General features: G+C 71.1%; 12 protein-coding genes. 3 read left to right on the top strand and 9 right to left on the bottom strand.

From position 1 onward, the window contains the following. Positions 1–51 precede the first annotated feature (51 nt). Entirely contained in the window at positions 52–2,667 is a 2,616-nt protein-coding gene (locus ACTT8P_RS35685; RefSeq protein ID WP_442835953.1) for an ABC transporter permease/substrate binding protein, read from the bottom strand. Then, a complete protein-coding gene (locus ACTT8P_RS35680; protein ID WP_442835952.1) occupies positions 2,660–3,748 on the bottom strand; it encodes a quaternary amine ABC transporter ATP-binding protein in 1,089 nt (362 codons plus the stop codon). The genes ACTT8P_RS35685 and ACTT8P_RS35680 overlap by 8 nt, the downstream gene beginning before the upstream one ends. Before the next feature lie 215 nt (positions 3,749–3,963). On the opposite strand from ACTT8P_RS35680, the gene ACTT8P_RS35675 reads away from it, so the two are divergent. Beyond that, positions 3,964–4,896 (top strand): 5'-3' exonuclease, encoded by a 933-nt coding sequence (locus ACTT8P_RS35675; protein WP_442835951.1) that lies wholly within the window; start codon positions 3,964–3,966, stop codon positions 4,894–4,896. 79 nt (positions 4,897–4,975) lie between these two features. Then, positions 4,976–5,827, top strand: a complete 852-nt coding sequence (locus ACTT8P_RS35670; RefSeq protein WP_442835950.1) for a siderophore-interacting protein — start codon at positions 4,976–4,978, stop codon at positions 5,825–5,827. Between the two features lie 333 nt (positions 5,828–6,160). On the opposite strand, the gene ACTT8P_RS35665 is transcribed toward ACTT8P_RS35670, so the two are convergent. Next, on the bottom strand, positions 6,161–6,739 hold the full coding sequence (locus ACTT8P_RS35665; protein ID WP_442835949.1) for a GNAT family N-acetyltransferase: 579 nt from the start codon (positions 6,737–6,739) through the stop codon (positions 6,161–6,163). Positions 6,740–6,871: 132 nt separating this feature from the next. On the opposite strand from ACTT8P_RS35665, the gene ACTT8P_RS35660 reads away from it, so the two are divergent. Further along, on the top strand, positions 6,872–7,909 hold the full coding sequence (locus ACTT8P_RS35660) for an RluA family pseudouridine synthase (RefSeq protein WP_442835948.1): 1,038 nt from the start codon (positions 6,872–6,874) through the stop codon (positions 7,907–7,909). On the opposite strand, the gene ACTT8P_RS35655 is transcribed toward ACTT8P_RS35660, so the two are convergent. The 6 genes from ACTT8P_RS35655 to ACTT8P_RS35630 form a co-directional block, all read right to left on the bottom strand. After that, complete coding sequence (locus tag ACTT8P_RS35655; protein WP_442835947.1) at positions 7,903–9,399, bottom strand: cytochrome P450; 1,497 nt, start codon at positions 9,397–9,399, stop codon at positions 7,903–7,905. The genes ACTT8P_RS35660 and ACTT8P_RS35655 overlap by 7 nt on opposite strands. Before the next feature lie 58 nt (positions 9,400–9,457). Continuing rightward, complete coding sequence (locus tag ACTT8P_RS35650; protein ID WP_442835946.1) at positions 9,458–10,078, bottom strand: GTP-binding protein; 621 nt, start codon at positions 10,076–10,078, stop codon at positions 9,458–9,460. After that, positions 10,059–10,475, bottom strand: coding sequence for a DUF742 domain-containing protein (locus ACTT8P_RS35645; protein WP_442835945.1), 417 nt, complete (start codon positions 10,473–10,475; stop codon positions 10,059–10,061). The genes ACTT8P_RS35650 and ACTT8P_RS35645 overlap by 20 nt, the downstream gene beginning before the upstream one ends. Then, the gene (locus ACTT8P_RS35640) at positions 10,472–10,849 is read right to left on the bottom strand and encodes a roadblock/LC7 domain-containing protein (protein WP_442835955.1); all 378 of its coding nucleotides are present in this window, start codon (positions 10,847–10,849) and stop codon (positions 10,472–10,474) included. Before ACTT8P_RS35640 ends, ACTT8P_RS35645 begins: the two co-directional genes overlap by 4 nt. Positions 10,850–10,875: 26 nt before the next feature. Next, the gene (locus ACTT8P_RS35635; RefSeq protein ID WP_442835944.1) at positions 10,876–12,504 is read right to left on the bottom strand and encodes an ATP-binding protein; all 1,629 of its coding nucleotides are present in this window, start codon (positions 12,502–12,504) and stop codon (positions 10,876–10,878) included. A gap of 362 nt (positions 12,505–12,866) precedes the next feature. Next, on the bottom strand, positions 12,867–15,719 hold the full coding sequence (locus ACTT8P_RS35630; RefSeq protein ID WP_442835954.1) for a DEAD/DEAH box helicase: 2,853 nt from the start codon (positions 15,717–15,719) through the stop codon (positions 12,867–12,869). Between the last annotated feature and the right edge of the window lie 73 nt (positions 15,720–15,792).

Below are 15,792 nucleotides of genomic sequence, written 5' to 3'. Positions count from 1 at the left end.
CGCTGTGACAGCGCGGGACGGCCCACCCCTCGGTGGCGGTCCACGGAACGGTTACGCGGCGGTCATCCGCTGCGCGACCTCCGGGTTCTCCTTCAGCCAGGCGGCCACCGCTTCCTCCTCGTGGCCCTGGCCCCGGTCCTTGATCTCGCTCTCCAGGCTGCCGAGCTCGTCCTCGCTCATCTTGAAGTTCTTGATCCACTTCGTGAGCTGCGGGTACTGCTCGGGGAACGACTTGCTGGCGATCGTGTGGATCGTGTTGTTGTCGCCCCAGAGCTTCTTCGGGTCCTTGAGCTTGGTCAGCTCGTAGTCGCTGTACGCCCAGTGCGGCGACCACAGGACGACCGCGACCGGCTCCTCCTTGGCGATGGCCCGCTTCAGCTCGGCCAGCATGGCCGGCGTGGAGCCGTCGACGACGTCGTACTCGTCGTCCAGGCCGTAACCGGGCAGCACGTCCTTCTTGAGCAGGTTCATCTCACCGGTGCCCGGCTCGATGCCGATGATCTTCCCGTCGAAGAGGTCGGCCTTGCCCTTGAGGTCCGCCATGGACTTGACGTCCTTGACGTAACTGGGCACCGCGACCTCCAGCGAGGTCGGTGAGTACCAGGTGCCCAGGTCCGTGAGGTCGTCCTTGCTCTTCTCCCAGAAGTTGGCCTGGGCGTGCGGCAGCCACGCGTCGAAGTTGAGGTCCAGGTCACCGGTGGCCAGGCCGGTGTAGACCGGGCCGACGTCCATCTGCTTGGTGTTGACCTCGTAGCCGCGCTTCTCCAGGACGTTCTTCCAGAGATAGGTGACCGCGACGTCCTCGTCCCACGGGAACCAGGCCACGTCCAGCGCGCGCTTGGCCTCCGCCGGGTTCGAGCCGGAGCCGGACTCGACCGGGGCCATCTCGTCCACGAACCCGGGATTGTCCTTCAGCCAGGTCTTGACGGCGTCCTGCTGCTTGCCCTTGCCGGACTTGTTGATCTCGGCCTCCAAGCTGGTGAGCTGGTCCTCCGTCATCTTGAAGCTCTTCAGCCACTTGGCGACCGTCGGGTCGTCGGCGGCGAAGCCCTTGCGGGACAGCGTGTGCACCCCGTCGCCCGAGCCCCAGGCGCCCTTGGGGTCCTTCAGCTTCTTGAGGTCGTAGTCGTTGTACGCCCAGTGCGGCGACCACAGCGGTACGACGATCGGCTCCTGCTTGCTGATCGCCCGCTTCAGCTCGGCGAGCATCGCCGGGGTGGAGCTGTCGACGACCTTGTACTCCTTGTCCAGGCCGTACGCCTTGAGGACCTTGCTCTTCAGCAGGCCCGTCTCGCCGGCGCTGGACTCGATGCCGGTGATCTTGCCGCCGAACAGGTCGCCCTTGCCCTTGAGGTCGGCGAGGGTGTTGATGTCCTTCATGTACGCCGGGACGGTCAGCTCCAGCGTCGTCTTGTCGTACCAGGCGCCGAGGTCGTCGAGCTTGCTGCCGTACTTCTTCCAGTACTGCGCGTGGGTGGTCGGCAGCCAGGAGTTGGTGGCGAAGTCGATGTCGCCCTGCGCGAGGGAGGTGTAGAGCGGCCCGGCGTCGAACTGCTTGGCCTCGACCTCGTAGCCGCGCTCCTCCAGGATCTCCTTCCACAGGAAGGTGGAGGCGACGCCCTCGTCCCAGGGGACGTAGCCGAGGGTGATCTTCTTGCCCTGGCCGACGTTGTCGCCGCTGGCGACCGACTCGGAGTCGCCGGAGCCGCCGAACACGCCCATGCCGCCGGCCACCAGGGCCAGGATCACGACGCCCACGACGGCGATCTGCGGGCGGGGCCGGTAGGACCAGATCTTCATGCCGTGCAGGGACCGGGCCCGGGCCACGGCGCGCCGGCCGAGCGGCGAGACCTGGGTGCCCAGGGCGCTGGTCATCCGGTCGAGGTAGATCGCCAGGATCACGATCGCGACGCCGGCCTCGGAACCGAGGCCCACGTTGAGCTGGCCGATGGCCTCGTTGACGTCGCCGCCGAGGCCGCCGGTGCCGACCATGCCGGCGATCGCGGCCATCGACAGGCCGAGCATGATGACCTGGTTGACGCCCGCCATCACGGTGGGCAGCGCCAGCGGGAGCTGGACCCGCAGCAGGGTGTTGCGGGGCGTGGTGCCGAACGCCTCGGCCGCCTCGACCAGTTCCTTGTCGACCTGCCGGATGCCCAGCTCGGTCATCCGCACCCCGGGGGCGAGCGCGAAGATCAGGGTGGCGACGATGCCCGCGGAGGCGCCGGTGCCGAAGAACAGGATCGCCGGGATCAGGTAGATCATCGCGGGCAGCGTCTGCATGAAGTCCAGCACCGGCCGGACCACGGAGCTGACCCGGTCCGAGCGGGCCGCCCAGATGCCCACCGGCACGGCGATCACCAGCGCGATGATGGTGGCGACCAGCACCAGGGAGAGCGTGATCATCGCGTTCTCCCACAGTTCGAGGGAGTCGATGAACGCGAATCCGACGAAGGTGAGAACACCGGCGAGCGTGCCGCGCAGCCAGAACGCGATCACCGCGAAGATGCCGGCCAGCAGCAGCGGCTCGGGCGCCTGGAGGACGGCGTCGATGCCGTCGTAGGTGCCGGTGAAGACGGTCTTGAAGAAGTCGAAGAGCCAGGCCACGTGGTCGAGCAGCCAGTCGACCGCGTCATTGACCCAGGTACCGAGCGGAATCCTAGGCACGGGCCATCACCTTCTCGCCGCCCTTGTCTCGCGGGGTGTCGCACACCCCGGGGTCGGCCTGCTCGTCGCCGAGGAAGCCGACCAGCCGCTGGCGCGGCACGACGCCGACCAGGTCGCCGTCGCCGTTCAGCACGGCCACCGGGTGCGGCACCCGCGCGCTGATCGCGCACAGGTCGGTGAACGACGTCTCGGGGGTGGCGGTCTCGCAGCCGCAGTCGGCCTCGTCGCCGCGCGTCTCGGTCTCCATCACCGCGCCGGCGGTGAGCACCCGGGAGCGGTCGACGTCCTGGGTGAAGGAGGCGACGTAGTCGTTGGCCGGGCGGATCAGGATGTCCTGCGCGGTGCCGATCTGCACGATGCGGCCGTCGCGCATCATGGCGATGCGGTCGCCCAGGCGCATGGCCTCGTTGAGGTCGTGGGTGATGAAGACGATGGTCTTCTTGAGCGTCTTCTGGAGTTCGAGCAGCTGGTCCTGCATGTCGCGCCGGATCAGCGGGTCGAGGGCGCTGAAGGACTCGTCCATCAGCAGCAGGTCGGCGTCGGTGGCCAGCGCGCGGGCCAGCCCCACGCGCTGCTGCATACCGCCGGACAGCTCGTCGGGCCAGGACTTCTCCCAGCCGGCCAGGCCGCACAGGGCGAGCGCCTCGTCGGCGCGGCGTTCGCGCTCGGCGCGGGGCACGCCCTGCACTTCCAGGCCGTAGCCGGCGTTGTCGCGGACACTGCGGTGCGGGAAGAGCGCGAAGTGCTGGAAGACCATGCTGATCTTCTTGGAGCGGACCTCGCGCAGCTTCCGGTCGCCGAGCTCGGTCAGGTCCTCGCCGCCGAAGCGGACGTGGCCGCCGGTCGGCTCCAGCAGGCCGTTGAGCATGCGCAGCAGCGTGGACTTGCCGGACCCGGACAGGCCCATGACGACGAAGATCTCGCCCGGTTCGACGGTGAAGGACGCGTCGATGACGGCTGCCGTGGTGCCGTCGGCGCGCAGTTCCTCCCTCTCGGCTCCCTGGCGCAGTCGTTCGACTGCCTGGTCGGGTTTTCTGCCGAACACCTTGTAGAGATGCTCGGCCTCAAGCCTGGCTGACACGCTTACCTCTTGGCTCGGGGACAGGGACAAGATCCGAAGACTGGCTAACAGTTGAAGTTTTCAACCAGCTTTGGTTCGGGTGCGCACCTGCCCTGTTCCTTATCGGCCAAACACTTATGTGATCTGCTTCACTTCTGGGACACGTGTCAGTCACGGCCCGTACACCTCCCTTTCCTTCCGGGCGACCCTCGCGTGCGCCCGCCCCGCCCTGCGGCATGATGCGGTGCGTGACCGGACGACTCATGCTCCTCGACACCGCCTCCCTCTACTTCCGGGCCTACTTCGGCGTCCCCGACTCCGTGCGGGCCCCCGACGGCTCGCCGGTGAACGCCGTGCGCGGACTGCTCGACTTCATCGACCGGCTGGTGAAGGACCACCGGCCGGATCACCTGGTCGCCTGCATGGACGCCGACTGGCGGCCGGCCTGGCGGGTGGAGCTGATCCCCTCCTACAAGGCACACCGGGTCGCCGCCGAGCGCCCGGCGGGACCGGACGAGGAGGAGGTCCCCGACACCCTCTCCCCGCAGGTCCCGGTCATCGAGGCCGTCCTCGACGCGGTGGGCATCGCCCGCGTCGGCGTCCCGGAGTACGAGGCGGACGACGTGATCGGCAGCTACACCGCGCGGGCGGCCGGCCCGGTCGACATCGTCACCGGCGACCGCGACCTCTACCAGCTCGTCGACGACGCCCGCGGCGTCCGCGTGCTCTATCCACTCAAGGGCGTCGGCACCCTCCAGCTCACCGACGAGGCATGGCTGCGCGAGAAGTACGGCGTCGACGGCCGCGGCTACGCCGACCTGGCGCTGCTGCGCGGCGACCCGAGCGACGGCCTGCCCGGGGTGCCCGGCGTCGGCGAGAAGACCGCGGCCAAGCTGCTGGCCCAGTTCGGCGACCTGCCCGGCATCCTGGCCGCGGTCGACGACCCGGCGGCGGGGCTCACCCCGGCCCAGCGCCGGCGGCTGGACGCGGCCCGGCCCTATCTCGCGGTGGCCCCGAAGGTGGTCCGGGTCGCGGACGACGTCCCGCTGCCCGACGTCGACACCGCGCTGCCGCGCACTCCCCGCGACCCGGAGGCGCTGGGCGCCCTCGCGGCCCGCTGGGGCCTGGGCGGATCACTGCAACGCCTGCTGACCACGCTGGGTTCCTGAGCCCGGTGGGTTGCTCAGGCGCACACTGGGAGAGGGATGCTAACTTAGGCAAACCTAACTCATGCTTTGGGAGGCCGTCATGGCAGACCGACCGGGACGCAAGCCGCGGAAGCCGCACTCCGCGCAGGTCGTCCGCACCGAACGGCTCACCCCGCACATGCAGCGGGTGGTCCTCGGCGGCGAGGGGCTGGCCGCCTTCTCGGCGGACACCTGCACCGACCACTACGTGAAACTGCTCTTCCCGTCCGGCGGCGCGACCTACCCCGAGCCGTTCGACATGGAGCAGATCCGCGCGGAGTTCCCCCGCGAGCAGTGGCCGGTGACCCGCACCTACACGGTGCGGCACTGGGACGCCGCCCTGCGCGAGCTGACCCTGGACTTCGTCGTCCACGGCGACGAGGGCCTGGCCGGCCCCTGGGCGCGGGACGTCCGGCCCGGCGAGACCATCCTCTTCATGGGCCCCGGCGGCGGCTACGCCCCCGACCCCACCGCCGACTGGCATCTGCTGGCCGGTGACGAGAGCGCGCTGCCCGCGATCGCCCGCTCGCTGGAGGCGCTCCCCGAGGGGGCGCGCGCCTTCGCCTTCGTGGAGGTCGCCGGTCCCGAGGAGGAGCAGAAGATCGACTCCGCCGTGGAGGTCGTCTGGCTGCACCGCGGCGACCGTCCGGTCGGCGAGGCGCTGGTCGAGGCCGTCCGCGCCCTGGAGTTCCCCGCGGGCCGGGTGCACGCCTTCGTGCACGGCGAGGCGGGCTGCGTGAAGGAACTGCGCAAACTGCTCCGGGTCGAGCGGCAGTTCCCCCGCGAGGACCTCTCCATCTCCGGCTACTGGCGGCTGGGCCACAACGAGGACGGCTGGCAGTCCTCCAAGCGCGAGTGGAACGCCCAGGTCGAGGCGGAACAGGAGGGCGGCTCCGCCGCTTCCGCGGGCTGACAGCCACGCGCGTCCGGCACATCCGCCGCCACCCCCGCACACCGCCCTCGGGCCGGGCGCGACCGCGTCCACACCCCGCAGCGCTCTCACACCGGCCGCGCGGCACTCACCACGGCCGGCCCTGGTCGGGGCCCTCGCGTCGTCGGCCAGGTCACGCCCGGACAGCCCAGGCTGGGCCCTCGAGTCGCCGGCCAGGTCGCGCCCTGTCGGTGCTCCGTAGGCGCCCCCGGCCCACGAGGCAGGCACCCGCGCCACCGGACCGCGCCTTGCCCTCCCCACGGGGCGCCACGGGGTGGGCGCCGTCGCTCCACCGGCCCCACCCACTCAGTCGGCTCAGTCGTCGCTCAGGCGGGCGTGCAGATGCATGTCGTGCCACCCGTCCGGGTGCCGCAGCGCGCTGCGCTTGACCCCCTCCAGCACGAACCCCGCCCTTGCCGCGACCCGGCAGGAAGCCGGGTTGGCGACGGCATGGGTCAGCTCCAGCCGGTGCAGACCGACCTCGAAGGCCCAGCGGGCGAGCGCCACCGTGGCCCGCGTGGCCACCCGCCGTCCACGGGCCGCCGCCGTGGTCCAGTACGCCACCTCGGCCACCCCGTCACCGAGCAGCACATCGCGCAGGGCCACCCGGCCGAGCAGCCGGTCGTCGGCCGCGTCGGCGACCGCCCACTGCACGTTCCGCTCCTCGGCCCAGGCCCGCCGCCACTCGACCGTCCAGCCGCGCGCCTCCGCCACGGAGTCGGCGGCCCGGATGTGCCACTGGTGCATCAACGGGTCCTGGAACGCCTCGTAGACGGCGGGCGCGTCCTCCTCCCGCCAGGGACGCAGCAGGAGTCCGTCACCGGTGGCGATCGTGGGCTGAGCGGTACGGGACAGCGTGCCGGCGGGGAGAACCGGGCTCGTCAGATAGGGCATGATCCGCATCCTCCCAGCGCGCTCACGCCACCCACCAGCGATTTCCGACGCCCCGGCGCCCGGGCCTGCCTCGTACCCATGGCTCAGCACCTTCGCCGCCCAGGGCCCCCGGCCTCGTACCCTTGGCCCACGATGAGACGCCGCACCCCGCCCCCGCCTTCCCCGCTCCCCCAGCGCGACGGGGTCGACCCGGTGCGGCTGCGGCTGCCCGCCGAGGGCCCGTGGGCCACGGTCCGCGACCACCTCGTCGAACGCCTCTCCGGCGCGGCGCCCGGCGTCGTCGCCGAGATGTTCGACGCGGGTCTGGTGGTCGCCGCCGACGGCCGCCCGGTCGCGGCCGACGCCCCCTACCGGCCCGGCATGTTCGTCTGGTTCCACCGCGAACTGCCTCCCGAAGTACCGGTCCCCTTCCCGCTGCTCGTCCATTACCGCGACGAGCACATCGTGGTCGCCGACAAACCGCACTTCCTGGCCACCACCCCACGCGGCGGCCACGTCACACAGACGGCCCTGGCCCGCCTGCGCCGCGAACTGGGCGTCCCCACGCTCAGCGCCGCGCACCGCCTCGACCGCCTGACCGCCGGACTGGTCCTGTTCACCGTGCGCCCCGAGGAACGCGGCGCCTACCAGACCCTGTTCCGCGACCGGCTGGTCCACAAGACCTACGAGGCCGTCGCCCCGTACGCCCCCGCACTCCCCCTCCCCCGGACCGTACGGAGCCGGATCGTGAAGGAACGCGGGGTGCTGACCGCCCAGGAGACCGAGGGCGAGCCGAACGCCGTGAGCCACATCGAGCTGATCGACCGGCGCCCGTGGCCGACGACGGCACCGTCGCCGGAACCGGCCACCAACCCACCGCCAACGCCCCCGACCCCAGAGCTGGCCCGCTACCGCCTCACCCCCACCACCGGCCAGACCCACCAACTACGCGTCCACATGACCGCGCTCGGCGTCCCGATCCTCGGTGACCCGCTCTACCCGGAGGTGACCGGCCCCGTCCCCGCGGACGACTTCCGGCGCCCGCTGCAACTGCTGGCCCGCGAGCTGGCCTTCACCGACCCGCTCACCGGACGCGAGCACCGCTTCCGCAGCGCCCGCACCCTCACCGCCTGGATCTCCTACTCGGACTGGGCCGCCGGTGGCGGAGCCCGGCCCGCCGCCGGTCAGTAACCGCGCCACCAGCGCACCAGGCGCCGCCACGCACCGAGCGGACGCGCCGGTTCCCCAGGTGCCGTCGCCGCGGCGCGGTCGGCGGCGGGTGGCGCCGGCCGGGTCACGACGGGCGAGGGCCCCGACTCGCCCACCGGCCGCGGCAGCGGCGCTCCCACGTGCCAAGGGGCCTGCTGCGGCGGGGCCGGGGCGTGGCTGGGCGCCTGCGTCACATCCTGCGGCGGCTTCGGCTCGAACCGCACCGGCAGCTCCACCAGGTGCCGGGACGCGATCGAGGACCGCCAGCGCAGCTCGTCCTCGGCACAGGCGAGCTGGACGTCCGGCAGCCGCATCAGCAGGGCGTCGACGCCGGAGTCGGCGATGGCCCGGCCGATGTCCTGGCCGGGACATTCGTGCGGCCCGCCGCCGAAGGCGAGGTGGGAACGGTTGCCCTGCATGTTGGCGGCCAGGTCGGGGCGGATGCGCGGGTCGACGTTGCCCGGCGCGATGCCGAGCAGCAGTCCGTCGCCCGAGCGGATCCGCTGACCGCCCAGCTCGGTCTCCTGCTTGGCGAAGTAGGCGAAGATCGTGCTGAACGGCGGCTCGTCCCACAGGGACTGCTCGACCGCCTCGGGCACCGTCATCTGACCGCCGCTGAGCTGCGCGCGGAACCCCGGGTCGGTGAGGACCACGCGCAGCACGTTGGAGATGAGGTTCGCCGTGTTCTCGTAGGCGGCGAAGAGGATCAGCCGCAGGTGCTCCCGGACCTCGTCGTCGCTGAGGTCCGCCGGATGGTTGATGAGGTGGGTGGTGAAGTCCTCGCCGGGCTCGGCGCGGCGGCGCGCGGTGAGGCGGCTCAGCACCTCCATCACGTGGGTGTGGCTGGCGAGCGACGTGTCGGTGCCCTTGAGCGCGTCCCGGGCGGCCTCCACCAGCCGGTCGTCGTAGTCGTCCGCCATGCCGAGGAGTTCGCACATCACGGCCATCGGCAGATGCTCGGCGAACTGGCCGACCAGGTCGGCCCGGCCCTCCTCGCAGAACCGGTTGACCAGCCGCTGGGTGTGCCGCTTGATGTGCCGGCGCAGACTGCGGAAGTCGATCGTGGACATGGCCCCGGAGACGGCGCCGCGCAGCCGCTTGTGCTCGTCGCCCTCGACGTGGGAGGCGATGGGCTGCCAGGCGATGTGCGGCATGAGGGGGTGGTCGGGCTTGACCATGCCCTCCTTCAGCGGGGTCCAGATCCGGCTGTCCCGGCAGAACTGCGCGGGCGTGCTCACCATGTGCAGGTTCTCGGAGTGCCCGAGGACCACCCACACGGGCACGTCGTCGTGGATCAGCGCGGGCGCCACCGCTCCGTGCTGTTCCCGCAGCTGTTCGTACAGCTCGTCCAGGTCCTCGGCCTCGTGCAGCCGGTGCAGCCCGCCGGGTCCGAGGCCGTGCGCGGGGCAGCCGGGGGGCGGGCCGGCGGCGGTATCGCCCGTTCCGGTCAGGGAGTGGGTTTCAGACGTCACAGTGGTCGCTCCGGAGCTGAAAGTAAGTCAGGTGTCAGGTGTGCGGGGTGGGCGGCGGTCAGGTGAGCGCGCCCGTCATGGCCAGGGAGTGCAGGAAGCGCATCAGGGTCATCAGGACGTCCCGGCTGGAGGCCCGGCGGCGCACGTCACACTCCATGATCGGGATGTCTTCGGACAGGTCGAGGGCCGTGCGCAACTCGGGCAGGGGGTAACGAGGTGCGTCCGGGAAGGAGTTGACGGCGACCACGAACGGCACACCGCGCTCCTCCAGCCGCCCCATGACGTCGAAGCTGACCTCCAGCCGGCGGGTGTCCACCAGCACGACCGCGCCGAGCGCGCCCTCGAACAGCCCGTTCCACAGGAACCAGAAGCGCTCCTGGCCGGGGGTGCCGAAGAGGTAGAGCACCAGTTGGTCGGTGATGCTGATGCGGCCGAAGTCCATGGCGACGGTGGTCGCCGTCTTGGAGGCGGAACCGAAGTTGTCGTCGACCCCGATGCCGGCCTGGGTCATGGTCTCTTCGGTGGTCAGCGGTCTGATCTCGCTGACCGATCCGACCATGGTGGTCTTGCCGACGCCGAAACCGCCCACGATGACGATCTTCACGGCGGCCTCGGCCGTGTGCGGCAGCCGGTCCTCCGTGCGCGGGCCGGGAATGGTGTCAGAGTTTTTGAAGTCCATGCATCACCGCTTCGAGGAGGGACCGGTCGGCGACCTTCTGCCGGACGATCGGGGCGCGGGCCTGTACCAGTTCCGCTGCCAGCATCTCGGTGAGCAGTACGGTCACCACGCTGAACGGCAGGCTCAGGTAGGCCGAGAGTTCCGCCACGGACAGGGGCGCGACGCACAACCGGAGCAGGGCGGCCTGCTCGGGCGTCGCCGACGCCGGCGGTTCGGTGCGCGCCACGATCAGGGTCACCAGGTCGATGTCCGCGCGCTCCCCGCCCGCGTCACCGCCGATGACGAACAGCCGCTCGGGATTGCCCGTGACGTTTCCCGGAGAAGGTGCGCCCTCCGCGGGGGGCCGGGCGGACGGCTCTTGCGCGGAAAATCGCCTCTGGCGCTGGGGAGGAGTCATACGGTCTGCCCGTTGCGCCGGGCGGGACTGGTCAGGTGGGGGCCGATGCGGGCGACCAGGTCCTGCATGCGGTTACTCATCCGGCCGGGCTCGCAGGTGACGTCGGAGAGCACCGCCAGATAGGCGTTGGGACCGGCGGCCATCAGATAGAAGTAGCCGCCGTCGATCTCGATGACGACCAGCTTCATCCGGCCGTCGCTGTTCGGGATCTCGTGGGCCACCGCGCCGGCCAGACTCTGGAGTCCGGCGCAGGCGGCGGCCACCCGGTCGGCGGCGTCCGGGTCACCGGAGTAGCGGGCGATGCGCAGTCCGTCGGCGGAGAGCACCACGATCATCTCGATGCCCGGGACGCCGTCGTAGAGATCCCTGAGCATCCAGTCGAACTTTCCTTGCTGCTCGATCACTTGAGGTCTCCCTCGTCGTCGGCCGGGGCGTGGGCCGGCTCATGGGGCGGCTGGGTGAACGCGTCGGGGGCCGGTGCCGGGTCGCCCTTGAGGCCCTCCCAGAAGGCCTCGACCCACTGCCCCGGCAGTGGCTCGTCGTCCGGCTTCCGCTCCGGCTCCGGTTCCGGCTCGGGGGTCGACCAGCGGGCGTTGCGGGCGCGCTCGGCGGCCTCGCGGGCCTCGCGCTCGGCCTCGGCCCGCTCGTAGGCGGCCTGTTCGGCGTAGCGCTGGGTGAGCGGCATCTTGACCCGGCTGCGGCGCTGCGGCAGGCCGCCCGCCGTCCACTCGGTGACCTCGGGGACGTCGTCCTCCAGGGACACCGAGTCCGGGATCCGCGGGCTGGTGGGGCGGCGCTTCTTGGGCTTGCGCTCGGGGCCGGGGAGCGCGTCCGGGCCGGGCAGCGGGATGGAGGTGGCGCCGATGCCGTGGGCGAGTCCCACGCCGGGCTCGGTGGTCATCATGTTGCTCGGCACGACCAGGATGGCGCGGACCCCGCCATAGGCGGAGGCGCGCAGCGAGACCTGCATGTCGTACGTCGTGCACAGGCGGCCGACGACGGACAGGCCGAGGCGCGGGTTGCCCGCGAGGTCCTGGAGGTCGGTGCCGCGCTTGGCGGCCTCCAGCATGCCCTCGATGCGCAGCCGGGACTCCTCGCTGAGGTTGACGCCGGCGTCCTCGATCTCGATGGCGACGCCGGTCTGCACCTCGGTCGCGGTGACGTTGACCTTGGTGTTCGGCGGGGAGTAGCGGGTGGCGTTGTCGAGCAGCTCGGCCGCGGCGTGGATGACCGGCTCGACCGCGGTGCCCTTGATGTTGACCTTGGCGATGGAGGCCAGGTGGATGCGGCGGTACTCCAGAATCCGGGACATGGCGCCGCGCAGCACGCTGTACAGCGCCACCGGCTGGGGCCACTGGCGGCCGGGGCGGCCGCCGCCGAGGACGGAGACGGAGTCGGCGAGGCGGCCGATCAGCGCGGTGCCGTGGTCGATGCGCAGCAGGTCGTCGAAGACCTCGGGGTTGCGGCCGTGGTCCTCCTCCATCTCCCGCAGTTCCTTGTTCTGCTGGTGGACGATGGCCTGGACGCGCCGGGCGACGTCGACGAAGGAGCGCGCGGCCGAGTCCCGCAGCGCCTCCTCGTGGTCGATGGTCTCGACCACCGTGCGGATCAGCTTGCGCTGCGGCTCGTGCAGGTGCGCGTAGGACGGATCGAGGTCGCCGAGGTCGCGCATCACCTCGCGCGGGGTGTTGCCGCGCCGCATGTAGTGCAGCGCGGCTGGGAGGACCTCGTCGACGAGCCGGGCCATGTCCTCGTCGTGGCCGGCGATCCGGCGTTCCAGATACTCCGTGTGACGGGCGTGCTCGGCGCGCAGGGCCCGCAGGACGCGGCCCCGGCGGACCGCTTCGGCGCCCGTCACGATCACCAGCAGGGTGGCCAGGCCACCGCACAGGCCGACCGCGGGCCGGGCCGGGTCCGTCACCACGGCGACGGCGGCCCCGGTCGCCGCCGCCATCAGTATGGCGGGCAGCAACAGGACGCGTGTGTAGGGGAGTTCGCGGTGACCAGGAGGGGATTCAACACTCACCATGTAGGCCCTCTGAGAACGAATCGGCGGGGATGGGGAAGCGTGCAGGGGGGTATGTCATGCGATTGTGGGCTACTTCGCTATATTGGGAACAAACGCGCGAATACACCTCAACTCGGCGCGCTGCGGGCGAGCTTAGTCCGAGCGGATCAACGCCGTGTCATATTCGGCAAGCACCTGAAACGGACACCGGGGCAGGAGTAGCCTCAGTTCCATTTGCACGCTACGGAGCCATTCGAATACGTAAAGTATCGACGGACGAGCGTGCGATTGTCACTCACCGTAACGAGTGAACCGGCGGGCCGGGACATGACGAGGGCGCCCGAGCGACAACGCTCGGGCGCCCTGAACTCGTGCCCCGGGGGCTACCCCACCGACGAGTAGGCGACCACTCCGCGCAGCAGTCCCTCGACCGCCTTGCGCGCGTTCTTCGGCACGGTCGAGCCGTCGGCGGGCGCGGCGGCCGAGATCTGGCCGAGCACGTCGATGACCTGCTTGCACCAGCGCACGAAGTCGCCGGCCGGCATCTCCGCCTCCCGCAGCACCTCGTCCAGGCCCTTGCCGGACGCCCACATGTACGCCGACCAGGCGAAGCCGAGATCCGGCTCGCGCTGGCCGACCCCCTCGGTCTGGCTGATCCGGAAGTCCTCCTCCAGGGCGTCCAGCCGCCCCCAGATCCGGACCGTCTCGGCGAGCGCGGCCTTCGCCTTGCCCGAGGGCACCTTGGGGGCCGTCGCGTCGTCGGCGGCCCGGGACTCGAACACCAGGGCCGAGACACAGGCGGCCAGCTCGGCCGGGCCGAGGCCCTCCCAGACACCTTCCCTGAGGCACTCGCTGGCCAGCAGGTCCAGCTCGCCGTAGAGCCGGGCCAGCCGCTTGCCGTGCTCCGTGACCTCGTCGCCGCGCAGATAGTCCAGCTCGGTCAGCAGCGCCACGATCCGGTCGAAAGTGCGGGCGATGGTGTTGGTGCGGCCCTCGATCCGGTGCTCCAGCTGCGAGGTGTCCCGCAGCAGCCGGTGGTAGCGCTCGGCCCAGCGGGCGTGGTCCTCGCGGTCGTCGCAGCCGTGGCAGGGGTGGGCGCGGATCGACTTGCGCAGCTGCGCGATCTCCCGGTCGTCGGCCGCCTCGGACCGCTTCTTGCGGGCCCGCTCCGGCGGGATGTGCCCGGCCTTGGTACGCAGCGCGGAGGCGAGGTCCCGGCGGGACTGCGGCGAGCGCGGATTGAACGACTTCGGGATCCGCATCCGATCCAGCGCCTCCACCGGCACCGGGAAGTCCATCGACGCCAGCCGCTTGACCTGGCGCTCCGCGGTCAGCACCAGCGGGCGCGGCCCGTCGTGGTGCTCGAAGCCGCGGTGCCCGTTGGACCGCCCGGCGGGCAGCCCCGGGTCCAGCACCAGGGCCAGCCCCGCGTACTTGCCGGTGGGCACGTGGATGACGTCACCGGGCTTCAGCTTCTCCAGCGCGACGGCGGCCTCGGCCCGCCGCTGCGCCACGCCCTGCCGGGCCAGCTCGGTCTCCCGGTCCTTCAGCTCGCGGCGCAGCCGCGCGTACTCCTCGAAGTCGCCGAGGTGGCAGGTCATGGAGGCCTTGTAGCCCTCCAGCCCCTCCTCGTTGCGCTGCACCTGCCGGGAGATCCCGACCACCGACTTGTCGGCCTGGAACTGGGCGAAGGAGGTCTCCAGCAGCTCCCGCGAGCGATGCCGGCCGAACTGCTCGACCAGGTTGACCGCCATGTTGTACGACGGCTTGAAGCTGGAGCGCAGCGGGTAGGTGCGGGTGCCCGCGAGGCCGGCGAGGTGCTCCGGGTTCATACCGCGCTGCCACAGCACCACGGCGTGGCCCTCGACGTCGATGCCGCGACGGCCGGCCCGGCCGGTGAGCTGGGTGAACTCACCCGGGGTGATGTCGGCGTGCTGCTCGCCGTTCCACTTGACGAGCTTCTCCAGCACCACCGAACGGGCGGGCATGTTGATGCCCAGGGCGAGCGTCTCGGTGGCGAAGACGGCCTTGACCAGTCCCCGTACGAACAGCTCCTCGACGACCTCCTTGAAGGTCGGCAGCATGCCCGCGTGGTGGGCGGCGATGCCGCGCTCCAGGCCCTCCAGCCACTCGTAGTAGCCCAGGACGTGCAGGTCCTCGGCGGGGATGGCGGCCGTGCGCTCCTCGACCAGGGCGCGCACCTGTTCCCGCGCCTCCTCGTCGTTGAGCCGCAGCCCCGCGTACAGGCACTGCTGGACGGCGGACTCGCAGCCGGCGCGGCTGAAGATGAAGGTGATCGCGGGCAGCAGGCCCGCGCTGTCCAGCCGCTCGATGACCTCGGGCCGGCCCGGCGTCCAGATCCGGGAACGCTGTCTGCGCTCCCGCTCGCGGTCGGCCTCGCGCATGTGCCGTCCGCGCCTGCGGTCCTGGTAGGACGGCCGGCTGGCCTCCATGCGGGCCATCCGCGTCAAGTCAGGGTTGACGGCTCGCTTGCGGCCCTCGCCCTCCTCGAACAGGTCGTACATCCGGCGTCCGGCCAGCACGTGCTGGAACAGCGGGACGGGCCGGTGCTCGGAGACGATCACCTCGGTGGAACCGCGGACGGTGTCGAGCCAGTCGCCGAACTCCTCGGCGTTGGACACGGTCGCCGACAGTGAGACGAGCGTCACCGATTCGGGGAGGTGGATGATCACTTCCTCCCAGACGGCGCCGCGGAAGCGGTCGGAGAGGTAGTGCACCTCGTCCATGACCACGTACCCGAGGCCGGTGAGGGTCTGGGAACCGGCGTACAGCATGTTCCGCAGCACCTCGGTGGTCATCACGACCACCGGGGCGCCCGAGTTCACGCTGTTGTCGCCGGTGAGCAGGCCCACCTGGTCGGTGCCGTAGCGACGGCACAGGTCGGCGTACTTCTGGTTCGACAGCGCCTTGATGGGGGTGGTGTAGAAACACTTCCTGCCCTGCTCCAGGGCGAGGTGGACGGCGAACTCGCCGACGATCGTCTTGCCCGAGCCGGTGGGCGCGGCCACCAGTACGCCCTTGCCCGCCTCCAGCGCCTGGCAGGCCTCGATCTGGAACGGGTCGAGGCCGAAGTCGTACATCTCGCGGAAGGAGGCGAGCGCGGTGGCCTGCTCGGCGGCGCGCTTGCGGGCCGCCGCGTACCGCTCGGCCGGTGAGAGGTCCTCTGTCATCGTGCTTTCGAGCGTACCGGGCCGCACCGACAACAGGACGATCATTATCCGGATCGGTGCCCGGCGGACCGGGGAGCCGCCCAGGTCACGAACGTGCGCCGGGGGCGGCGCGGCCGCC

Source organism: Streptomyces sp. JW3 (genome assembly GCF_052216785.1).
Lineage (GTDB): Bacteria > Actinomycetota > Actinomycetes > Streptomycetales > Streptomycetaceae > Streptomyces.
This window is presented reverse-complemented; position numbering and strand designations above follow the sequence as displayed.